General features: G+C 58.0%; 24 protein-coding genes. 14 read left to right on the top strand and 10 right to left on the bottom strand.

The genetic code is table 11. From position 1 onward, the window contains the following. Positions 1 to 28 precede the first annotated feature (28 nt). Positions 29 to 1273, top strand: a complete 1245-nt coding sequence (locus AB7783_RS16855; protein ID WP_149532893.1) for a DUF763 domain-containing protein — start codon at positions 29 to 31, stop codon at positions 1271 to 1273. Next, positions 1270 to 1959 carry an alpha/beta hydrolase family protein gene (locus tag AB7783_RS16850; RefSeq protein WP_441278250.1) on the top strand — a complete coding sequence of 230 codons (690 nt, stop codon included), beginning with the start codon at positions 1270 to 1272 and terminating at the stop codon, positions 1957 to 1959. Before AB7783_RS16855 ends, AB7783_RS16850 begins: the two co-directional genes overlap by 4 nt. A gap of 31 nt (positions 1960 to 1990) precedes the next feature. On the opposite strand, the gene rpoH is transcribed toward AB7783_RS16850, so the two are convergent. After that, positions 1991 to 2872 carry an RNA polymerase sigma factor RpoH gene (rpoH, locus tag AB7783_RS16845; protein ID WP_439059641.1) on the bottom strand — a complete coding sequence of 294 codons (882 nt, stop codon included), beginning with the start codon at positions 2870 to 2872 and terminating at the stop codon, positions 1991 to 1993. 111 nt (positions 2873 to 2983) lie between these two features. Then, the gene (locus tag AB7783_RS16840) at positions 2984 to 3436 is read right to left on the bottom strand and encodes an Hsp20 family protein (protein ID WP_231081045.1); all 453 of its coding nucleotides are present in this window, start codon (positions 3434 to 3436) and stop codon (positions 2984 to 2986) included. 661 nt (positions 3437 to 4097) lie between these two features. Here AB7783_RS16840 and AB7783_RS16835 point away from each other — a divergent pair. Both AB7783_RS16835 and AB7783_RS16830 read left to right on the top strand, forming a co-directional pair. Next, entirely contained in the window at positions 4098 to 7280 is a 3183-nt protein-coding gene (locus tag AB7783_RS16835; RefSeq protein WP_441278249.1) for a GAF domain-containing protein, read from the top strand. A gap of 352 nt (positions 7281 to 7632) precedes the next feature. After that, a complete protein-coding gene (locus AB7783_RS16830) occupies positions 7633 to 7971 on the top strand; it encodes an integration host factor subunit beta (protein WP_439064762.1) in 339 nt (112 codons plus the stop codon). Between the two features lie 388 nt (positions 7972 to 8359). Here the strand turns inward: AB7783_RS16830 and AB7783_RS16825 are convergent, their stop codons facing one another. The 6 genes from AB7783_RS16825 to AB7783_RS16800 all read right to left on the bottom strand — a co-directional run bounded on the left by AB7783_RS16825 (position 8360) and on the right by AB7783_RS16800 (position 11718). Continuing rightward, positions 8360 to 8710: a hypothetical protein gene (locus tag AB7783_RS16825; RefSeq protein ID WP_068738777.1), complete on the bottom strand. Its 351-nt coding sequence runs from the start codon at positions 8708 to 8710 to the stop codon at positions 8360 to 8362. Positions 8711 to 8779: 69 nt separating this feature from the next. Further along, positions 8780 to 9004 (bottom strand): hypothetical protein, encoded by a 225-nt coding sequence (locus AB7783_RS16820; protein WP_068738776.1) that lies wholly within the window; start codon positions 9002 to 9004, stop codon positions 8780 to 8782. Between the two features lie 44 nt (positions 9005 to 9048). After that, complete coding sequence (locus AB7783_RS16815) at positions 9049 to 9288, bottom strand: hypothetical protein (RefSeq protein ID WP_139069979.1); 240 nt, start codon at positions 9286 to 9288, stop codon at positions 9049 to 9051. Positions 9289 to 9666: 378 nt separating this feature from the next. Then, on the bottom strand, positions 9667 to 10317 hold the full coding sequence (locus tag AB7783_RS16810) for an outer membrane protein (RefSeq protein WP_068738774.1): 651 nt from the start codon (positions 10315 to 10317) through the stop codon (positions 9667 to 9669). A gap of 520 nt (positions 10318 to 10837) precedes the next feature. Then, the gene (locus AB7783_RS16805) at positions 10838 to 11095 is read right to left on the bottom strand and encodes a hypothetical protein (RefSeq protein WP_120286816.1); all 258 of its coding nucleotides are present in this window, start codon (positions 11093 to 11095) and stop codon (positions 10838 to 10840) included. Positions 11096 to 11397: 302 nt separating this feature from the next. Further along, on the bottom strand, positions 11398 to 11718 hold the full coding sequence (locus AB7783_RS16800; protein ID WP_120286815.1) for a hypothetical protein: 321 nt from the start codon (positions 11716 to 11718) through the stop codon (positions 11398 to 11400). A gap of 57 nt (positions 11719 to 11775) precedes the next feature. On the opposite strand from AB7783_RS16800, the gene AB7783_RS16795 reads away from it, so the two are divergent. Further along, entirely contained in the window at positions 11776 to 11904 is a 129-nt protein-coding gene (locus tag AB7783_RS16795) for a hypothetical protein (protein ID WP_441278248.1), read from the top strand. Between the two features lie 778 nt (positions 11905 to 12682). Then, complete coding sequence (locus AB7783_RS16790) at positions 12683 to 13057, top strand: septal ring lytic transglycosylase RlpA family protein (protein WP_441278247.1); 375 nt, start codon at positions 12683 to 12685, stop codon at positions 13055 to 13057. 1272 nt (positions 13058 to 14329) lie between these two features. On the opposite strand, the gene AB7783_RS16785 is transcribed toward AB7783_RS16790, so the two are convergent. Continuing rightward, entirely contained in the window at positions 14330 to 14623 is a 294-nt protein-coding gene (locus AB7783_RS16785; protein ID WP_120286813.1) for a hypothetical protein, read from the bottom strand. Positions 14624 to 16013: 1390 nt separating this feature from the next. On the opposite strand from AB7783_RS16785, the gene AB7783_RS16780 reads away from it, so the two are divergent. The 3 genes from AB7783_RS16780 (at position 16014) to AB7783_RS16770 (ending at position 18362) form a co-directional block, all read left to right on the top strand. Next, entirely contained in the window at positions 16014 to 16367 is a 354-nt protein-coding gene (locus AB7783_RS16780) for a PRC-barrel domain-containing protein (RefSeq protein WP_120286810.1), read from the top strand. A 1282-nt stretch (positions 16368 to 17649) separates the two neighbouring features. Continuing rightward, entirely contained in the window at positions 17650 to 17949 is a 300-nt protein-coding gene (locus tag AB7783_RS16775) for a hypothetical protein (protein WP_441278246.1), read from the top strand. A 107-nt stretch (positions 17950 to 18056) separates the two neighbouring features. Then, positions 18057 to 18362 carry a ribbon-helix-helix domain-containing protein gene (locus tag AB7783_RS16770; protein WP_439059630.1) on the top strand — a complete coding sequence of 102 codons (306 nt, stop codon included), beginning with the start codon at positions 18057 to 18059 and terminating at the stop codon, positions 18360 to 18362. Positions 18363 to 18371: 9 nt separating this feature from the next. Here the strand turns inward: AB7783_RS16770 and AB7783_RS16765 are convergent, their stop codons facing one another. After that, entirely contained in the window at positions 18372 to 18557 is a 186-nt protein-coding gene (locus AB7783_RS16765; protein ID WP_068738891.1) for a hypothetical protein, read from the bottom strand. Positions 18558 to 19868: 1311 nt separating this feature from the next. On the opposite strand from AB7783_RS16765, the gene AB7783_RS16760 reads away from it, so the two are divergent. The 5 genes from AB7783_RS16760 (at position 19869) to AB7783_RS16740 (ending at position 21647) form a co-directional block, all read left to right on the top strand. Beyond that, complete coding sequence (locus AB7783_RS16760; RefSeq protein ID WP_068738890.1) at positions 19869 to 20096, top strand: hypothetical protein; 228 nt, start codon at positions 19869 to 19871, stop codon at positions 20094 to 20096. A 4-nt stretch (positions 20097 to 20100) separates the two neighbouring features. Continuing rightward, entirely contained in the window at positions 20101 to 20451 is a 351-nt protein-coding gene (locus AB7783_RS16755; protein WP_184511650.1) for a hypothetical protein, read from the top strand. A gap of 59 nt (positions 20452 to 20510) precedes the next feature. Continuing rightward, a complete protein-coding gene (locus AB7783_RS16750; protein ID WP_184511649.1) occupies positions 20511 to 20774 on the top strand; it encodes a hypothetical protein in 264 nt (87 codons plus the stop codon). A 386-nt stretch (positions 20775 to 21160) separates the two neighbouring features. Further along, a complete protein-coding gene (locus AB7783_RS16745) occupies positions 21161 to 21370 on the top strand; it encodes a hypothetical protein (RefSeq protein WP_086937168.1) in 210 nt (69 codons plus the stop codon). Between the two features lie 73 nt (positions 21371 to 21443). Next, on the top strand, positions 21444 to 21647 hold the full coding sequence (locus AB7783_RS16740; RefSeq protein ID WP_068738889.1) for a cold-shock protein: 204 nt from the start codon (positions 21444 to 21446) through the stop codon (positions 21645 to 21647). Positions 21648 to 22113 lie beyond the last annotated feature (466 nt).

Below are 22113 nucleotides of genomic sequence, written 5' to 3'. Positions count from 1 at the left end.
ATGGCAAAGAATCGGATATCGAGGACGAATGGCGAAACGGACCGGCAGCGCCGATCTTCCTTTGCATGGTGGACGGGTTCCGCCATGGCTGGCCTCGCGCATGTCAGCGCTCGGTGCCATCGTCACCCAGGCGATCGTCCACCATTACGGTCGCGACGAATTTTTGCGGCGGCTGTCCCATCCGTTCTGGTTTCAATCCTTCGGTGCCGTGATGGGAATGGACTGGCATTCGTCCGGGATCACGACCAGCGTCATCGGTGCTCTCAAGCGCGGCCTAGGTCCGCTGCAGGACGAACTCGGCATCCACGTCTGCGGAGGTCGGGGCCAGCATTCGCGGAAAACTCCTGACGAACTTCACGCGCTCGGCGACCGCATCGGATTCGACGGGGCCGCCCTGACGCGCGCGAGCCGTCTCGTCGCCAAGGTCGATAGCGCAGCGGTCCAGGATGGCTTCGATCTCTACCTGCACGGCTTCTTCGTCACCGACGAGGGCAAATGGACGGTGGTCCAGCAGGGCATGAACGGCGACAAGAAACAGGCCCGTCGCTATCATTGGCATTCCGAGAACCTGACGAGTTTCGTCGATGAACCGCACAGCGCCATCGATGGTCCGTTTCAAGGAAACGTCGTCAATCTGACGGATGGGCGCGCCGCGCCTTCCCGAACAGCGCAACTGGACCTGCTGATGGCTTTGGGGCCCGACGGCATCGTCGACGAGTTCGCGGCGCTGACTGGCAGCGCGCCTGCCCAGCCCCTCCTGCCGCATCTCGTCATGCCGGCGCATCACGATGTCCGCTCGAGCGATGTGTTCACCCGGCGCCTTCATGGCACGCTCGCCGCGGCTGCCGAGCGCGGGCCGCTCGACTTTCCCGAGCTACTGCTCACGCCGGGCGTCGGCGCACGGACGGTCCGCTCGCTTGCGATGGTGGCCGAGGTCGTCCATGGCGCGCCGTACCGCTTCCGCGACCCGGCGCGGTTTTCACTCGCCCATGGAGGCAAGGATCGTCACCCGTACCCGGTGCCGATCAAGGTCTACGACGAGACCATCCGCGTGCTAAAGACAGCCGTCCAGAACGCCAAGCTCGGCCGAGACGAGGAGATGCAGACTCTGAAACGGCTCGACGACCAGGCTCGCCGCCTCGAACAAACGGCAAGCGGTCCGTCCTTCGAGGATTTCGTGGATGGCGAATTACAGGCATCCTCCGCGCTCGGCGGTCGCTCGGTCTTCGGCTTGGAGGAGGAGCGATTCGGCGAGCGCTCGACAGCGAAATGAACACCCGGCTGCCGCGCGTAACGCCCCTGACGCTGAAGAGCAAGGACGCGCTCGCGCTTTCAGCCCTCCTGATGAAGCCGCGGAACGCGCAAGCCTGTTTCGTCTTCGCCCACGGTGCAGGCGCAGGCATGACGCACCCGTTCATGGAAGATGTCGCTGCAAAGCTTTATGGCCATGGCATCGCGACCTTGCGCTTCCAGTTCCCGTTCATGGAGAAGAGCAGCAAACGCCCCGACACTCCGGCTGTTGCGCATGCGGCCATACGATTGGCGGTGGCGGACGCCCGCCGTCGATGCCGCGGCATGCCTATTATCGCGGGTGGCAAGTCATTCGGCGGGCGCAGGACCTCGCAGGCGCAAGCAGAAGATCCGATCGAAGATGTGCGCGGGCTGGCCTTTGTCGGTTTCCCCCTACATCCGACCGGTAAACCTTCGATCACAAGGGCCGAACACCTTGCAGGCATTCGGATCCCCATGCTCTTCATCCAGGGAACGCGTGATAAGTTGGCGGAGCCCGTGCTCCTTCGCCAAGTTTGCAAGGGACTGAGATCGAGGGCAACCTCTCACCTAATCGATGGCGCCGATCACGGCTTTCATATCCCGGCCCGCAGCGGACGGACCGACCAGGACGTAGTGGCGGAAATTGCGCTCACCATCTCCCAATGGGTGGAGCGCTTGGAAAGCTAATGTCGCCCCCGTCGAGCCCGCTCGGATCGAATTACTTCGCGCCCATGTCTCCGGCCAGCAAAGCTGCATACGCCCGGGCCTTTTCGAGTGCCCTGACTTCCACCTGCCGCACACGCTCGCGTGACACGCCCAGTTCTGCGGCCAGGTCGTCAAGTGTAAGAGGGGTATCCGACAGCCATCGTGCTTCGATGATACGCTGCTCTCTCGGTTTCAGATGGGCGAGCGCTTGCCCGAGGATCTGCCGCCTCCAGTTAAGTTCGCTGCGTTCCGCGACGTCGTCTTCAAAATTCGACGTTGGGTCGGCCAAGCGCTCCTGCCACTCAGCGCCTTCTTCTTCGTCCACTCGTGAAGCCGCATTGAGCGACATGTCTCCGAGGAACCGCCGGTTCATCTCAATGACCTCGCGTTCAGGCACATTCAAGCGGCGCGCTATCGTTGCTACGTGGTCGGGCTGCATATCGCCTTCTTCGAGCGCTGCGATCTTGCTCTTCAAGCGACGCAGGTTAAAGAACAGCCGCTTTTGGGTGGACTTGGCGCTAATCTGGACGATCGACCACGACCGCAGGATGTAATCTTGGATCGTTGCCTTGATCCACCAGGTGGCGTAGGTCGCAAGCTTGAAACCTTTAGACGGATCAAATCGCTTCACGGCTTGCATCAGGCCGATGTTGCCTTCCGAAATGACATCAGCGATGGGCAGCCCATAGCCGCGATAGCGCATCGCCAATTTGGCGACCAGCCGGAGATGGCTGGTCACAAGATGATAGGCAGCGTTCCTGTCGCCGTGTTCGCGTAAGCGCCTGGCGTAGGCGAGCTCCTCTTCAGGTTTGAGGAGAGGAAACTGCTTGATCGCGGTGAGATAGTTTGTAAGGCCTTCTCCAGCGGCCAAGGCTGGAAGTGCGAACTGGGTCATCCCTGCCTCCTGTCGATTTCGCGAGTGATCAACGCGCCATGCCAAATGTCGCGCAAATCCGCGACGGCCGAAGCCATCGCGGAACGATTGCACGAAGTGATCGAATAGGCGTCAGGCCGCCTTGGCTTCAAGTTGCTCGACGTTTGAGCGCGGACCTGCGTTGATGGCGATCTTTCGCGGCTTCATGGCCTCGGGAATCTCGCGGATCAGGTTGATCTGCAGAAGGCCGTTCTCGAAAGTCGCGCTGGTTACCTGGACATGGTCGGCGAGGTTGAATTGCCGCTTGAACGCGCGACCAGAAATGCCCTGAAACAGGAAGTCACGCTTCTGTTCGCCTTTGCGGCCCTCGACCGTCAGAACGTTCTGCTCTGCCGTCAAGCTGATCTCGTCCGGCGAAAAACCCGCCAGAGCAAGCGAGATGAGGTATCGGTCATCCCCGACACGTTCGATATTGTATGGGGGGAAACTGTCCTCGTTCGCGCGCTGAGCAGCATCCACGAGGTCAAACAGGCGGTCGAAGCCAATGCTTGAGCGCCAAAGCGGAGCAAAGTCGTAAGTCTTCATAGCCAAATCCTCCAATGAGCAAGATGGGTATGAGCGGGCGCCGGACACCCCCGGCGTCCGCCTCACGCTGGACCCAACCTCTGGCGTCCAGCGCACCTAAAATAAAAAAAACTGGCGGAAAGTTTCAAGGGGGGTGGGGCAAATTTTTTTGGCTTCCGCGCGGGCGAATTCTTGACCGCCCAGTCGACCGCTCTACATCGCTGATCGCCGTCTCAAACAGAAAGGAGTGAAGGAGGCGACCACTAAGCTTACGTCGATCCATGACGCCTAGTAAGGGGCGATTAGCCGATCGCAGTCGAGACGACTGATCCCGCCAGATGCGGCGGGCTCCTAGCGCCGACGGGGGCGTTTCACCACTGGCTTTCCTTCTTCGACGGCAATGCCATCCGATGCCCAAGCGGTATGAACGCATTCCTTGTCTGGGATGAACGGACTCCTCAACTCTCTGACAGCCGCAAACCCTATCAGCTGAATATTTGGCAATCGCGGCGGTCAGCTAACCTGGCCAAACGGATAATTGGAACCTGACGGCCGGCAACGAATTGACCAAATTCCGAATTTTATTGAATTTATGGGGTCACGTGAGCCTTTTTCTCAGTCCCGTTCGAAACGCTTCGAGTCGTCGCGACCTTGTACAGCTGCCGCCAGCTGAGGCCTTCGCATGACGGCAATGATGGCTTCGGGGCTGCGCAGTGATGTGCTATCGGCATTGGGCGATCATATCCGCCAGATATCAGACCCTGACGATCTTGCGTACGCCGCCGCGGAGACCTTGGGGCGGGCTCTCGGTGTCAGCCGCGCGGGTTACGGCACGATCGACCTTTCCGCTGAAACCATTACGATAAGCCGGGACTGGAATGCGCCGGGCATAAAAAGCCTGGCTGGGGTTCTGCAATTCCGGGATTACGGCAGCTACATTGAGGACTTGAAGCGCGGCGTAACCGTGGTGTTCGCCGACGCCGAAAAAGATGGTCGGGTAGGACATCAGGCGAAGGCCCTTGAGCTTATTTCGGCACGCGCCTTGGTGAACATGCCCATCCTTGAGCCAAACGGCGTGGTGGCATTGCTCTATCTCAACAATGCCGAAGCACGAGAATGGTCAGACGCCGAACTTGACCTCATGCGGGAGGTCGCTGACCGGACCCGGACTGCGGTAGAACGGCGTAGGGCAGAGGCAACTATTCGGGCGAATGAAGCCCGTCTTGTCTTTCTGGATGACCTCGGCAAAGAAACTGCGAAGTGCCGGAGGGCCGACGAGATTCTATCAGTCACGACCCGGATGCTAGGCCAGCACCTCAACGTGTCTAACTGCGCCTATGCCGACATGGATGAAGATCAGGATGGCTTTACTATTCGCGGCGACTGGGCAGCACCTGGCGCGAAACACATCTTAGGTCACTACAGCCTTGCTGACTTCGGCAGAAAAGCTGTTCAGGAGCTGGGTAACGGCCGACCGCTGATCATCAATGACAATCTTGAAGAATTGGAGCCGGAAGAAGCCCGAACCTTCCAAGATATTGGGATCGGATCCACTATTTGCATGCCCTTCGTGAAAGAGGACCGCTTAACGGCATTGATGGCAATACATCATCAGGCCGCCCATCGCTGGGCGGCTGGCGAGCTGGCCCTGCTTGCGGAGGTTACCGAAAGGTCGTGGGCTCATATCGAGCGAGTCCGTTCAGAAGAAGCCGCGCGAGAAGCCGCAGAGCGCCTCAGCCTAGCTAACAACGCAGCCGGTATCGGAACGTGGGACTTTGACCCGGTAAATAACGTCCTTCGCTGGGACGCGAGATGCAAAGCTCTGTTTGGCCTTTCATCCGAAGCCGAGATTTCATATGAAAAATCGTTTCTTGCGGGGCTGCATCCTGACGATCGCGAACGCGTTCATCGCGCGGTGACCAACGCCTTGGACCCCTCCTCCTTGGCTGCATATCGCATCGAGTATCGGACGATTGGAATCGAGGACCGGATCGAACGATGGCTCGCCGCAACGGGTGACGCAATATTCGTCAATCACAATGCAGTGCGCTTTGTTGGCACTGTCATCGATATCACGGCGCGCAAGAAATCCGAACGACATCTCAGGATCTTGAATGACACGGGGGCAACCGTCGCTAGGGAACGCAATCTCGAGACCATCGTCCAGACCGTTACGGATGCCGGCCTGGAGCTCTGCGGTGCGGAATTTGGCGCGTTCTTCTACAATGTTCTCTCGCCCGAGGGCGAGAGCTACATGCTCTACGCGCTCTCCGGCGCGCCCCGGTCTGCATTCGCGAATTTTCCGATGCCGCGGAATACAGCAGTGTTTGAGCCGACGTTTCTTGGCACGGCGGTTGTACGATCAGAAAACATCCTCGCCGACCCGCGATACGGCAAGAACGCTCCCCGCAAAGGAATGCCCGAAGGCCACCTTCCGGTGCGCTCGTACCTTGCGGTACCGGTCATCTCACGCACCGGTGACGTTTTGGGAGGGCTGTTCTTCGGCCATCAGGAAACCGGCAAGTTCCAAGAAGAGCATGAGGCTGCTCTCTTGGGAATTGCGGGACACGCGGCGACGGCCATCGACAATGCGAGGCTGTTTGCGGCTGTCGAAAGGGAGCTCGCCGAGCGGAAACGGGCCGAGGCGGAGCTGCAGGCGCTCAATATCGATCTCGAGCAACGTGTGGCCACGGAGATTGGCGAACGTTCGAAGGCGGAGGAGCAGCTGCGACAGGCCCAAAAGATGGAGGCGGTTGGCCAATTGACTGGCGGGATAGCTCACGACTTTAACAACATGCTCGCCGTGATCATCGGAGGCTTGAATCTAGCCCGCCGGAAGCTGGCAAAGGGTGACATTGACATCACCCGCTTCATTGACGGAGCCTTGGACGGCGCTAACCGGGCCGCTACCTTAACCCAGCGCTTGCTGGCTTTCTCCCGCCTGCAGCCCTTAGCTCCAGAAGTCATCGTAGTGAATCGTATGATCGCGGGTATGAGCGAGCTTCTCGATCGGTCGCTGGGCGAGACCATTGCAATCGAGACAGTGCTCGCAGCGGGGGTGTGGAACGTCCAAGCCGATCCGGCTCAACTTGAGAGCGCTTTACTCAACCTCGCGGTCAATGCGCGGGACGCGATGCCTCAAGGAGGAAAACTCACGATCGAAACGATGAACGCGTCTGTGGATGCAGCGTATGCCCGACAATACTCAATTGAACCGGGACAGTTCGTTCTCATCGCAGTGACCGACAGCGGTACCGGTATCAACAGCGATGTGCTGAGCAAAGTTTTTGATCCGTTCTACACGACCAAAGAAGTCGGAAAAGGCACGGGCCTTGGCCTTAGTCAAGTATACGGCTTCGTGCGTCAGTCGGGCGGTCATGTGAAGATTTATTCGGAACCTGATGTTGGCACCACCGTAAAAATCTACCTGCCGCGTTTCTACGGCGAGGTTACGACCGATGCTTCGACTGGCGCGGTGCGCGCAGACGTGGGGCAGCATCAAGAGCTGGTCCTGGTGGTTGAGGACGAAGAACGCGTGCGAGCGATCTCTGTCGAGACGCTTCGAGAACTTGGCTATTCGGTCATAGAAGCTGCAAGCGCGCGAGAAGCCATTCACCTCATTGAGAACGGCTCACGGCCCGATTTGGTTTTCACCGACGTTGTGATGCCCGAAATGACAGGCAGTGAGCTCGCAAAAGTCCTCCAACCGCTGTTGCCCGACGCCAAGATTTTGTTCACCACGGGCTATACGCGAAACGCCATAGTCCATAATGGCGTTCTGGATGCGGGTACGCATCTCATCTCAAAGCCTTATACAATCAACGATCTTGCAGAAAAGGTCAGGGCGTTGCTTGACGGCCTCTAAAACCAAAGCTGCGGCGCCTTAAGCTGAACGAAAACAACAGATACAGGAGCTCTGGCTGCCGACGTATTCCCTAGATCAACGCGATCAATTGACGCTCCTCGGCTAATGCCCATCGGCCAGATCGAAGGCGCACGGAGGCCTCAACATCGGGAACAGACAGGAAATCGATTGGGATATCGCACTTGGATTATGTAAACAGAAGTGGATGATTTGGTTCCGCTCCAAGATTGGTGAGTGCAGATCAACACGTCTCGCCGCGTCAGGTTTTTCGACGATGCCCCAATTTATTGTATCTTGACAGTGCAAGCCAGATCGAGGAAATGCGGCCTCCCGCCAAATTTCCGACGTCACGATGGTCAAATCCGAACTTGTTCAACGCATCGCTAAACATAACCCGCGCCTCTACCAGCGGGACCTTGAGAACATCGTGAACGCGATTCTCGATGAGATCGTCGCTGCGCTGGCACGCGGTGATCGGGCTGAGCTTCGCGGTTTCGGCGCATTCTCGGTAAGGCATCGCCCCGCTCGTGCAGGCCGCAACCCACGTACTGGAAAACATGTTACCGTGCACCAAAAGAGCCTTCCGTTCTTCAAGGCCGGAAAGGAAATGCGCGAGCGCCTGAATCGCGAAAATGCTGCGCCGGAAATGAGCGCTGCCTCAAGACCGGCCGCCGGTTTTTCGGGGAGCTAAACCAGCTTTGTCTAATCGTAGGGGAAAGTCTGAAAGCATTTTAGGCGCAATCGCCAAGGACCGGCGCTCTCCTCACGCGCAGATTTTTTCCTGTCTGGGGAAAATGCATACTGCGTATCACAAAACGAGTAGGCGGAAACCTCAACGACATCCGCCACTTGAGCTATTTTTCGGACGGCGAGGTACGCATCACAGATACGCAACTGCGTACCGCGTACCGTAGGGTAAAGGTCAGGCGCCGGATGCCTTAGCGGCGCGTGCCTTTAATGAAGTTTTTAAGACGAGCTTCGAAAAAGGCCGTTCCGATACAGAAGCTACAGCTCACGAGATGTCTTTTGCTGTTTGCTATCGGACGCGTCCGTTTCTCCGCATTCCGCGCGCACGATGCCTATTGATCGTGAACGTTTAGCCACAACTGGATTGCTCGCGCGGCACGCATCCACTCGCTGGAGCTTTGGGGGACGCTTCGGCTGTGCTGATATCCAGCCAGATCGCGGATCGCAGTCAAAGCTACTCGTTCAGCCTCGGCCATCGCGGGAGAGGTGTTCGTGGTAACCTGCTCGGTGGCCAGGCCGTTCAGCAAAATGCGGGCTTCCTGCTCGGTGCTGATCGCGGCGACCTTCAGGATCGATCTGCAGTAACGGGCCTTGATCAGGCTTTGGTCGTCGCTCATTCGAGAGCGCTCGGCGGCTTGGGCATGTGGCAGCGTAGGAAGGTCAAACTGGTTGGTCTTGTTCAAGATGCAGCCTTGGTCGATGGGACCATAGAACAGGCAATCGCCGGCTTAGTTCCCGCCCGTGAAGGCAGATCAAACCTCTTTCAGGAGGTAGCGAGCGCGGAGCTGCTTCTCTATTCGCACCACAGTCTTTGCCAGATCGGGATAGTGCCGGCGTTCGGTGGCATTCGTCAGCGCGGACCAATTGCCGTTACCGATTGGAATAATCGCAATCCCGGCATTGGGAAAGTTGGAGCCTGCAAGCTTCTCGTGAAAGAGCCAGATCAGCTCGTTGGCGGTCGCTTTCTTTTTAAGCATGGAGGTCAGACTTCAGGACGAGGTGGGAGTCTTCCTGTAAGGGATCACTCCGGGGCGCGCAATTCATATTGATGGCGCAGTTTGTTTACGGTCATTTCCAGCGCGCTATGCAAAGCACCTGGATCAATTCGACCTTCTGTGAAGGCATACAGAGTCCAATTCGTATCGGCTCGAAGGTCACTGTATTGGACGTCGACTGCCTTCAGCGTCTCGCAACCTGGGCGTTTTCTCATCTCCGCGAGGGCTTCGCGCTCCAGCTCCTTTTTAGAAAGTATCACTTTCATCGATTGGCTCCGGCGAGTTTTCCAGAAAACAGCCGCTGTGGCGGATCGTTCCCGGTCGCGAAGGTTCAGCAATGAATGATCACTCTGTCGCCACGTTTCACGCCGCCCTTAAGGTGGTCATCAAACGTGCAATCATCGTGCTCGATGCGCTCGGCGACTCCGAGATGAGGTGTCAGAACCAGGGGCAGGTCTGGATAGGGTGATCAACGATGTGCGCTGGCTGAGGGTATATTGACTGACAACTCTCACCTTGAGTGAAGAAATGCGCCCGCCCCGGAGATGTCCGCGGCGGCCGTAATTGTTCTGATTGTCTTGCCAATCGTCTGGCAAATAGAAAAGGCCGGCATTCATTTGCCGGCCTCTCACTGACGTCAGTCTTTAGAAGGTGCCGGTGCCGAAGTTGCCCAGATTGAAGCGGTAGTTCAGGCCCGCTTTGATCGTGTGCTCGTCGTTTCGGAAGCCGCCGATAGCAAACGTCGGAGTGACGAAACTGGTCGTCCCGAAATCGTAGTACTGATATTCCACCTTGCCCGACCAATTCTGGCTGAACAGATATTCGAGACCGCCGCCAACTGTGTAGCCATCCCGGCCACCATCGCCGGTGAAGCCGTTGGTGAAGCGCGAGTCGGCCCAGGCGTAACCGCCCTTTACGTAAAGAAGGGACGGGCCCCATGTGTAACCGAGACGGCCGGTAACCGAACCGAGACCGCGGTTTGCAAAGCTGCTGCTGGTGTCGATGAAGCTGTAGTTCGCTTCCAGACCAAACACCCAGTTAGGCGCGAACTGCGTGTCCCAACCGATCTGACCGCCGCCCATGAAGCGACCGTCGTCACCGCCGCCGAGAACGTTGTTCGAATTGCCGCGGAAGGCGCCGCCGACGTGACCGCCGATATAGAAGCCGGTCCAATTGTAGATTATCGCGGGCGCCATTGCGGGCGCCTTGGTGTAGGGACGTGCAGCCATGTCGGCAGCCGAGGCCGACGTTGCAGCGAAAAGTAGCGCGGCCGTTGCGAGTAAGTACTTTTTCATGTGTCGCTCCATTTTGAATCTGTAGCGAGATCGTATGAACTAATACGCCCCACTACCGTCTCTCAAAAGGCACACACGGGGACGATCGCGCCGAAGTTGTGAGCGGCAGGCGGGAACAAATCAAAGCGTGCGGCACCCGCTACCGTCTGGTTCCATACGCAGGAAGAGCGACGTTGAGCATCCAGCTGATCAAGCAAGCCTTGATGGAACATGCCGGCGTGACAGGCCTGATCATGGGCACGGATCGAGGCGGGACACCGCCGGTATCCAGACTTCGGTATTGAAGCTGTCCGCCCGCTGCACCCGGAGCGAGGCGGGTTTCGCATTCAATGGGCGAGTGATGTCGCTGCGGAGCATTTTTCTAACCCGTACTCTCGTTCTTCTGTCTATCGTCCTCGATTTTCGCGCTGCAGCGATCATGTCCTGTTGTTGCGAGTGTCGGCGATCCGCACCTGGATGCACTCGAAGTCCGTTTCTTCGGAATGTGGGCAACAAGCTCTACTGACCAATGGCAATCTGACTATTCGTTACGTTCGACCAGAGACGGGCTATCGCCTCGGAGAAGAGCTCGTGCTTCTTGGACCAGTTCGTTGGCGATCTGTTCGTTGATCAGAAAATCGTAGTGCCCATCTCGGGTGACTAACGTCAGAGTACCAAGGAGCGGGGAATCGTGTATCGACATCACGCCCACATCGAGGGCCAGCAGCGCTTCGAGGTCATCCTCGGCGGGCATGTTGAGTGGTTTGTCATGCAGGGAAGCCGCTGGTTTCTTTGTCATGCTTTGAGCTTACCCGAGCGCGGTACGACATTTGGAAAGTCGATGAGATCTGGCAAGCTGGGTGTCAGCATGCGGGACACTCATCACTCAGCCCATCGAGCACGCTCTCGACCGCCGCGATCCGCTCCTTTTTGCCCGAGAATGTTCGGTGTTCTGCCAGCGACAGAGCGTAGTCCACAGCGTGATGGCTGTGTCGCAAACGCATATAGCCGTGGTGGGGCATGGAGCGATCGCGTGCGCTTCCATCAGTAGATCTGCGGCCCACATCTCGAGTTCATGCTCAGTCATTCTCTTGGGCATGGTTAGGCCTTCTTGGTTCGTTTCGGCTTTGGAGGAGGCTGCTGCGGGATAGATCGAAATATTACGTCGCCGATGACGTGCCGCTCGGTCGTCTCGATGCTATCCGCTGCGAACGAGACGCGATCACGCCAATCCCGTCCCATGGGATCTGCTCTCGTCGCAATGGCGCGAGCCACCCCCTCGGTCTCGGCGGGGACGATGGCAATCTGTCTGCTCTTCTCAAGCAGATTCAATGCAGGCGTTAACCGCCACAATCGATTGGTTTCGGGGACCAAAACGGGCGGAGCGGCGATCTCGGTGACGGGCTCGTCTTCGTCGGACATAAGGGAAAACGACAACCAGCGCGCCATGTTCCTTGGAGAGATGGGGAGCAGCCGGGCGTGCGCTTGCTACCGGGATCGATGATCTGCGTAACCAGCAATCACGGCCCCTACGGCGATGCCGATAATGATGCCAGCGGTCACGTTCCTGATGGCAATGCCGAGGACAGCTCCAAGGCACACCCCTAACGCAATGCCTAGCCCCATCCTCGAAGGATGTTGTTTCATCGGATTCCAAACCAGTTGGGATAAGATAGCTTAGGGAATCGGCGCGCTGTAAGTCCAGATGTTTAGGGCCCCGGTCGGGTCTCTTCGTGGAAAAGGCAAACGCGGGGTCGAACCGGAGCGCAAATCTAACATCAGGCCTTGTGCGCCATCACCGCCACAAAGGAAGCGCCGTCCTCGAAGAACAAATCCTTCATCATCGAGGAGAAGGCCCCGAGATCGTGCGCCGCTATTGGGACTGGCATCACGTTCGCCTTGACAGGTTTTTGGAGAGCCGAATTCGTCCGAGCGCGCACGCTTAAAGAGGCGGCCCAGCGCCCGTTTGGACTCAGGCGCCGAGCCTAACCAACAGCCGCTGAGGAAAGCTGCCGGCTTCGTAAAAAATCAACGCAAACCTAATTCGTTCCTCGGGGAAGATCGGCCCGACGGCGGATGGGATCGACCGCCGGGCCGCCTCACTGAACTCGGTGCGGAATGATCCCGAGCCCGGTGATGGAAATTTAGAGAGGCCCGGCGGCGGTCGAGTTGGGTGCAAGGGTACGCCGCCGAGCCCGGAAGGCAGCCCACGACAGAAACTGCCGACCGCGGAAAAAATTGGCAAAAACGGATTTAGTTCCAACCAAGCCCGGCAGCGAAATGGCCCGACGCTCAACCGAATCCATGAGCGCCGGGCCTGGCCTAAGCGTGGCTTCTAGGGTCACGCCGACCATCGACCTCTAGCATCGCAACCCAAGGAAACTCAATGATCCGCCTGTTCTCCGCGTGCGTCCTGCTGTGCGCATTTTTCAATTCACCGGCGTTTGCCCAGAATTTTTTCGAAGGCGTTGTCTCGATTGGCGTCAAGTTGACCAAGGAAGAAACGTGCGTCGCCAGCCAGTACGGCGTTGGGGATGGCTACCACGGCCGTAGGACGGCTTCGGGCGAACGGTTCAATGCTTGCGCCCTGATGGCCGCGCACAAGAGCCGGCGCTTCGGTAGCCACGTCACGGTCACGAACAAGAACAACGGCAGATCGGTGCGGGTCCGCATCACGGACCGGCCCGTTCATCGAGGGGCTGCATCGACCCGTCTCGAGCAGCAGCCAACGCAATCGGCATGGGCGGGATCGCGCGCGTAACCGTTCAGTAGCCCACGAGGCCCGAGAGGGCGACCCGGATGACCCGGTCTTGTTTACGGAGCGATTCTCAGCCGGCGAGAAACTAAGCGACTTGAGACAGAAATCCGGTTATCATTGACGTCGCCGGCTGCGGGCGGGGAGAATACCGTTTCGACGTCGAAGCTCGTGTACATGCGGCGAAGAGCTAAGGTCCATGAAGCATGGAGGCCCTGCGATGTGGATAACATTAATGGCTTGCTTCGCTTGTTTTCTGATCGGCGGATATGCGGGCCTCTGCCTTGGTTACTACTCGGGTACGGAAGTGGTCCGGCAAGAGGTGCGAGAGTTGTTGGACAGACGGTGGCCGATCGCAGAAGGTCAGTCGGCAGTCATTCAGGACAACGGCGGCGCCTTCTCCGCAAACTGAACGACGGCCTGTCGTCAGGCGTGCCCCCATTTAAGTACACTCCGGCGCGTTCCTCAACTCTCCGCGCTCGTTCCTGGTATTTCACCGCCAGAGCATTTAGCCGGTCGGACACTGATCGATACCCGCCGAATTTCGCAAACTCTTCGCACCTTCGAGATATCGCTCTCAGTCGTGCAGCCGTTGCGATCGCTTCTCGTTGGGGCGTCGTCAGAGCCATCGACGCACTCGGCACAGCGCTACTAATCGATCCACAATCTCGAAAGTGGTCTTTTGCGCAATTCGATGCGCTCTCCACCTTTGGCAGACGTGAGTCTGGCCCTCAGCAAGCAAGACCGAAAATATGATTGAACCGCCATGTTGCGGCGCATAATCTTTTTTTGCCGGGAAGGTAGCGTCGGTATGGAGGATGGAAATGCCGCACGAATATCGGGTGTGGACCGATGATGATATTGCAAAGTTACGAGATCCGGCTGGCAGCCGATCTCCTGACGATATTTCCAGAGAGTTGGGACCGACGCGAGCGGCAACTGTGTGCAAAGCTCACCTGCTTGGTATTTCAATGCGTAGGCCTGCAAATGCAGGACTTCCACGAAATTGGTATAAGCAGCCGCAGGAACGTTCACCTAGACTTTAGTTTACTATGGCCGGACTTATCCTGAGGGACAGCTGGCCATTTTTATTCCACGAGCCGAAGGCGCCCGTAGCCCTTGCGCAGCCGCTCCTGTGCAGCGCTCACGTCTTCGTGGTCAAGTATTTCGAGCATGCGTTGTAAGACGAATTGCGGGCTCCGCGGTCCCGGCCACATGAGCTGTGTAAGACGGCCCGAGCGTCATCCATGGCGTCGTTGATGGTGTCGATGTCGCGCATCATTGATCCCTCACGAGCTTGTAGCGGTTGCGCCACTTCGGATCCTTGTCGACGGAGTGGTAAACCGGCGTGCCTCCTGGAAAGAGTGCTTGCAACATGCCGAGGCGTGCGAACTCGATCGGCCCGTCGTACTCGGCGGCCTGTATCAACACGTGCATTGCGTTCTGCCACGGTGGGGCGTCGTGCATCTGCTTCGGCAGGCGGGTGATGTATTCGCCGGCATCCTGCAGGGTGGCCAGTTTACCGCCAGCGGGGAGGGCAATGGGGTCTGGAAAACGCGTCGACCATGGCATAACTCAAATCCGCAACTGAACGGCAGATTCAAACGTCCTGTTGCGGATTAGTTCCGGTCAAGCGCTCAGGCTTCTCCCACAGACTATCGGTGTCGAAGGTCTTCGATAGCGCCTTTGGCTCGCAGGTCCGCCCTTACCTTGCGGACGCTTGGCAGCGAAATCCCCAGATCGCACGCCTTCCTTTTGACTGACGTAATGGGCCGGCCGAGCGCCGCTGCGGCACGTAGAGCAGACGCTCCGCTGTCGACTAGCTCTTTCAGCTTGGCGACGTCTTCCGTATCCCATGGTTTCGCAAGCAGGCGCCTTGTCACGGTTATTTCTCCAGCGGTCGCAGCTCGCCGTTCAACCAGCCCTCGGCCTGGATCACTGGATCTGGCCCAACAGCGGCATGGATGAAGCTGCACTTTGGACATTCGTAGGCATGGATGACCATGCCCTTGTCCGCCGGAGTAGACCGCAGCCAAGCAGTGACAGATCCGCATTTCGGACAGATCGGCGTTTGGGTCTGTGGCATAGCGGTGACAAATTATCAGAAATAGTCAGTCTGAAAAGTGAATTGCGCTTGAGATCAATCGAGCAGCGGGGGTACCTCGCAATAATTCGGCCCGACGTCATCGGGGGCAATGTCGTCGGGCCTCACCGGATTATCGACCTTGGAGAGATGGTGTCCGGCTGCTCCAACAAGCAACGTCAGGGAACATCGTTCCTTAAAGGGCGCGCCGCGATATAATGTGGGATGAAACCAACGAAGTTGCTCAGGAAGCAGGCTAAGAAAGCCGAGGCTGTAGCTCTGCGCTCGGAAGACACCGAGCACGCTGAACGCATGCACAATCTAGCCGAAGCGTTCCGAGCTCAAGCTGAGGCGCTGAAACCTAAAAAGAAAGGGAAAGCGAAGAACAGCAGCGGAGATTAGTCGGCCAGCTTCTGGCAATGATTACGTCACTCTTCGGGTCGGCTGAAAGTTCGTCCTCTTGCCGTTCTTGATGTCTTCAACTTCCCATCGGCGATCGTCGGCCTCGAGCTTGGAAATCAGCGAGTACCGGACTGCAGCACCTTCGCGATCACTTGCTCCACTGGCATGCCAAAGCGTGCGAGACCTTACCTCGTTGCCTTGACAGTCACGAAAACCGATGCGTCATCGCCAAGCGGATTTTGCACCGCGTCAATGAGGGAGAGCGGACCTTCGTCGGCATGGTAGTTGCGGGGATAGCAGCGGTTGAAGGGCTACGGCGCGGCACCAACAGGTTTGAGCTACAGCATACCCAGAGCGGCTGGCTTTGTCGGTCTATAACCGTGGCTCTCTGGGCTTCGCTAAATCACACTGGAGCCACTCCGGAACGAATGACAGATTCTCCCGTTTTTATCGAGACTTAAACGAGGGAGAGCCATTATGGCAAACGAAACGAGCAATCTGATCAGCAGCGAGAAGGTTGAAGGCACCGCCGTCTATGGTCCCGACAGCGAAAAGGTCGGCTCGATTGAAAGCGTGATGATCGACAAAGTCAGCGGCAAAGTTGCCTATGCCGTGCTGAGCTTCGGCGGCTTCCTTGGGATGGGCGATGAGCATTATCCGCTCCCTTGGCAGACGCTGAAGTACGACACCAATCTTGAGGGTTACGTTACCAACGTGACGAAGGCTCAGCTCGAGGGCGCGCCGAAATACGCCAATGACAGCGACTGGGACTGGTCGGACACCAACCGGGCTCGCTCGCTCAATGATTACTACGGCACTCCTTGGGTCTAGCTCCTCGATCGCGGCAAGTCGTGGCTCTTTGATCTTAAAGCAAGAAACTATTCTACTTTGGCTGAATTGTCTGACGCATACGCCGGGTGACAACCGGCCAAAACGGGGATGATGGACGCGGCGGTTTTGCCGGTTTCTCGTCACGACAGCAACGCATTGGTACGCGCGGCCATCTAACCCGTTCCCGGCATATGCGCTTAAGTACTTCGCTCGGTTCGCGGCAGAAGCGTAATGCTCATAGTCGTACTAGAAAAATGCCAGCAGCCGCGACGGCGATGATCCAGGCAACCAGCACAGCGATTGGCGCGATCCTTGAGGTGGGCATTAGAATTCTGCATGAGCGGAGCTCACAGAAACGCAAGTACGTTTGCGCTGGAGGCCTTTGAGGGAGCCGACGACCCTCAGCACCTTGCCGTAACTACAGCTCTTGTTCTGGACATAGACGACAGCAAAGGGGGGCAGGGTGTGGGGCTCACGGGCAAGGATGGGCTGAGCCGACGCGTCCACGCCAAACAACAATGCGATACCGAAAATGAGCATACGCATAACACATCCCATCATCCAATAACCGCGTACAATACTTCTATTGAGATTTAGTTCGCTTTGCGAAAACGTCGCACCGCCCGTGGCACAGGGGGTAGCCACAATGGGGTACGAGTGTGCATGAGCCTTCTAGCCCGACGCCTAGCGCAGAAGGGAGCAAGGTTCTGCATCGCTCTTCCTATTTTTCTGTGTCAGTCGGAGCACTAGATTGCGAGGCTTCGGGGAGGTGTGCAGTCGGATTACTCCGTGCGGAGCATTTACACGGCTCGTTGACGTCGGAATGCTCTTGGCTCGATCAAGCCTTGTCATTCAAACGACGTAATGGGCAAAGGGAAAGCCGCAATGTTGAACTTGACCCAGAGTGCCGCATTGCCTGCCGCAATTGCATCCCTTCATCCATGCAGGGAATCAATCTTCAACATTTCCAATCGCGCATCCCTCGTCAGGTCGGATGCTGATCCAGACAAGAAGCCTGACCTAGCTGGACAACGTGACGTACTACACGCGGTCCTGGCGCGAATTGGCTGCGGGCAAGTTCTACTCAAACGAGGCGGTTTGCTTGACGTGAGCGCAATCGGTCGTGCGATATTGGAACGCGAATGTGGCGCCGCGAGCGGGGAAACACTCTATCGCGCCGTCAAGCAACTCGTGAATCGCGCGGGAGCGCAAATTCCCGTTGGCTCGACATCATGGCTCGCGACTTCCTTTCAGGGAAGGCGTCACCAGGCTTGTAAGCCAGATGATCAATGTTTGGACCGATGAAACCAGCACCATCATTCTGCTCGATCTTGACGCTCATCCAGAGCCGACGCCTGAGGCGCTGCGGCGCTTGTTCGGCCTTACAGCCGCGGAAAGCCAGCTTGCAGTCGAATTGGCGCGTGGTCATAATTTGCTTGATATTTCTCGCTCCCGGCGTCTGAGCCGGACGACAATCCGCTCACACCTGGCCTCTCTGTTCGTCAAAACTCAAACAAGGCGGCAGGCGGAGCTGGTTGCATTACTCGGGCGTGTCGCCGTCCTCCCGTCTCATGGCAATTGAGGTCGGCGATAGGCAGCCAGAAAGCCGGAGTGCGGTGCGATCGATGGAGAGATGTTGGAGCTGAAGGGCGTAGCTCCGCTTTGCGCGCACTAAGGGGATCAATCGCTATGGCTAACCTGGGGAAACCTATAAAGCCACGAAAGCAAACTTTCACCCGAACTAACGGGACGTCAACGAGCGTTAGCCTCGAGGATGCCTTTTGGGACGCGTTGACAGAGATTGCGAGCGAAGAAGGTATCTCTCGGTTAACACTGACTAGGCGGATAGATCGCGACCGAGTCCACTCTAACCTTACGTCAGCTATCCGAGTTTCTGTTGTGGAGCGTTTTATTGCTAAATACCGCTCGGCAACTGGCGCCGATGCGGATAGGCAGCAAAAAGCCCGCCCCGGAGAGGGCGGGCTTTCTCGATAATTGCCGACATTATTTTTCCGGATGACCGGAGCCGGGCGGTGTCGTCTTCGGAGCCTTGCCATCTTCGACACGGCCTTCGTTGCGGAGGTCGCGACCTTGCTGGGCCTTCTTCTTGCTCTCCGCGTCCTTGCCGTGTTCGTTCAGCTCTTCCTTGACGAAGCCGGCACCTTCTTTGATTTTACCTTCCACGCTCATATTCATCTCCTGTGCTGTTAGCCATAAAAAACTCAGCTGGGGCAGTTTTGATCCGTCGCAAAAGCGATCTTCCGCAAGACGCCGGATAGGCACCGACGCCGAACCAGTCCGCAATTGTCACCGACACAGCCGAGCGCCCGGTGCAGGACCGGGGAGAAGCGATCACATTCACCGGCTCTTTCTGCTACCGCCGCCCTTGGAAACCAGGCCATCGCTTCCGCCGTCACCTGAAACAAAACAGCCCGAACTGCGTCATTGTCCCGGGAGCGACCATGACCGGGAAAGGACAGGCGATGTTACGGAAAACAGTAATCCTTGCAGTTGCTGTTGCCGCCATGAGCCTGCTTCCACTAACCGATGCTTCGGCTCGCGGCGGTTTCGGCGGCGGTGGGTTTCATGGTGGCGGCGGCTGGCACGGAGGTGAATGGCATGGAGGTGAGTGGCGCGGCGGTGGATGGCGCGGCGGCTGGGGGGGGGGCGGCGTTCGTCGGCGCGGGATTTGGTCTGGGCCTGGCGAGCGCTGGCTGGGGCATTGGCGGTTGGGGTCCGGGTTGGCGTGACCCGTGTCTTCGTCATCGACAGGTTTGGACCCGTTGGGGTTGGCGGATTGTGCCCGTGAATGTTTGCTGGTGAATCCTGGTCGGCGCTGGGAATTTCGCCTGCTAGCGGCCGACTGCAATCACCACGTCGATTAAGCGCTGGGTATGACTGCTACCGCGCATGGTCTGAACTGAAACTTCGGAAACAGGCGGCTGCTGGTGCGCGGCCTCACTTCGCATCTTGGCTCGGAGTTTTGTCCCCAACCCGGCCGGCCGGAGCGACGCTGGCGCCGCTATTTCTCAAAGAAGGCGGCCCAGCGTTCGGATTGGCCATCACGCCCGTGTTGGTGCTGCTCAGCGAGTTCGTCGCAGCCGCGCCAGCCGGCGACTGTCCGTAGGTTTGCGAGCTGGTTGAGGACGATGGCGCCGCGGTGACGCTGTTGATGTTGCCGGTCCCGATGTTGCCGGAGTTGGCAGCGCCCGTAGCTCCGCCGGCACCAGCGCCAGACGATCCTGCGCCGCCAGCTGAAGACGCGCTGCCACCCGCCGAGCCGCCGCTAGATCCTCCCCCGCCGCCACCTCCACCACCTTGGGCGAAAGCAGGCGCTGAAATTGCGACAATTGCCGAGATTAATATCGCGACGGCTGTGGATGACATGATCGAGCTCCCTGTTGAGCCGGTTCAAAGCGAATGTTGGAGAACAGTTCCGAGACTGTTTGGAACGATATGCCGGATCGCAAGCTTGTGCTGCTGCAGCGAGGAGATCACGACATGACTGACAAAACGCTACCACCTGCAGAGCCGGCCGAAGATTTGAAAGATGTCGTCATCGACGGCGTCAAAGACGCCGCCGACCGGGTCAGCACAGCGATCGACGAGGGTCGCAAGCCCGGCAGACCGTTAGACATTCTGGCAAAGGTCACACGGGACGCGCCATTGGGGGCCCTCTTAGTTGCTTTTCTTTTCGGAGCAGCAATGGCGCGGCGGCGCCATTGGTAGACAGATGAGTTACGATCCTGCTCGCAATATTGTCGACGGTTTGTTGAAACTAGGCGCGCTGAGCGTCCAGATAGGTGTCTTGATGGCTGAGGCGCTCCTCGCCGCGGGTGGTTCCACCAAAACGTTGCCAGCCGATGACGTTCCAGATCCGCCGCCTTCCCCCGCTCAGATTGAAGCGATTGCGCTAGCGCTCGAGCGGGAGATCCTTGGCAACTACGAACTCGGCTTCCAGGCTATGCTTCGGCTGAACTTTCCCCGGGATCGACTTCGAGAAATCGCCGTCACAGCGCTGAATGCGGCGCGCGGCGCCGGCCGCACGACCACCGGTGCAACTGCAGGGAACGATGCTGAATAGGAGATGTTCCAACGTAGTCCCGTCCCGTTTGAACGGGAGCTCATAAGCTGGGAGCCAACATGTTTGCATCTACTCTCGTCGCAATGACCGAAGCTTCCCTTCTCGGCTTCGAAGCAAGCCGGGTCGTCGCATTGCGTATGCAAGTTTTTATGCTGGGCGGGACGGCCGCATGGAATGAGGCTGATCTGATGGTCCGTGAAAAGACGAAAGCCTTCAGTCAGGCGTTCCTTGATCTTGCGGCTGGGTCATCCCGATCAGACGTCTACTCTGACCTCAGAGCGATAGTGAAAGAAAACTACGATCGGCTCTCCGAGCGGCATTAAGCCCTATGAGCAATGCCGTGTTCCAGAAAACAAGTGCTCCGACGATAGTAGGCATTCGTGAACTCAGCACCTTTTGGTCAGGAGCGCGGAAGCCTCTCGGCTTCCGTTGCTTGGGCCGGGCGTCACTCCAGCAATTCTTGCCGATGCAAGAAGGCGTCGATCAGGACAACTGCATGGTAGCGGATGGCGAATACCACAGCCGGCCTGTGTCGCGAAACGCGCGGTCCAAACCATCGACCGCATCATCACCGCACTGCGGTCGGGATCCTTCTTTAAGGTTCCTCCGATAGCTTCATCTCAAGCGGCACTGTAATGCCTACTGCTAGCTGGTAGACGAAACGACAGAGCCGCCGGAGCGACCCGGCGGGTTTTCTTTGGAGGCGGCAGTGGCATCAGCAATCGAGCTTATCGTCAGCGCATACATCCAGGTTGGTGATCGGGCGGCGCTGGTCGGTCTGCTGGATCATCGAAAGCGCATCGCTAAGGACCTGCGAAGCCGGACCGGTTTCGATTTTCGCGTGCCGCTGGATGCTGTCGAGAATGAAATCGAGGTCATAGAGGCAGGCGTGGCCACATTCGATAACTCGCCGTCCTAGTCTCTCGTGCGTGCTCTTCTTGACTCTCGGTGGCTTCATGCGACGTTGTGCCGATAGCCGTAGGGAGAGCGATGTGGCGACTGGTACCGTAAAGTGGTTTAACGCGACCAAGGGCTTCGGCTTCATTCAGCCGGACACAGGTGGCAAGGACGTGTTTGTGCATATTTCGGCCGTGGAACGGGCGGGGCTGAGCACGCTCAACGAGGGTGCCAAAGTCAGCTATGAAGAGCAGGAAAACCGCGGAAAGACGTCGGCAGAAAACCTGCGCGTCGGCTGATTGCGGCGAACTGACTGAAATATCGATCCGCCGGTTTCCCAGTCCCCCAGCGGTTCTCCTTTGCTCAGAAGAAACCCGGGCTGAGATCCAAGCCGTAGGTCATTGCAAGGATCGTACGAACAGTCCGGCCGCCCCGAACCGGACAAGATGCATCCAAGGCGACGTTGTGGGTGCTGTGACGATCGAGGGCGTCGGCTGCTTCAGTGCGACTGGCATGATGGCCTCCTGTGTTGCTGGCCTTCATAGGTGCGGCGAGCTGTCGCAGAGGTTCAGTTCTATTTTGCTGACGAGACGATAGCGGCCGCGCACGAACAGCGGGACCGTCGACAACCACGAAGACGGCCCCGCCACGCGCTCGAACCCTAGCCCTGGGGGGGCATCGGGCCGTTCGGCGAACCTCAGGATGGATTGGTTTTCAGGAGGTGTCGTCACAGCATTTTGCCGCATCGACGGCGTTACCGCGCAT

The organism is Tardiphaga sp. 172_B4_N1_3, from assembly GCF_052076035.1.
In the GTDB taxonomy this organism is placed as follows: Bacteria; Pseudomonadota; Alphaproteobacteria; order Rhizobiales; family Xanthobacteraceae; genus Tardiphaga; species Tardiphaga robiniae.
The sequence above is the reverse complement of the archived record's forward strand: the minus strand, read 5'-3'. Positions and strand labels throughout refer to the sequence as shown.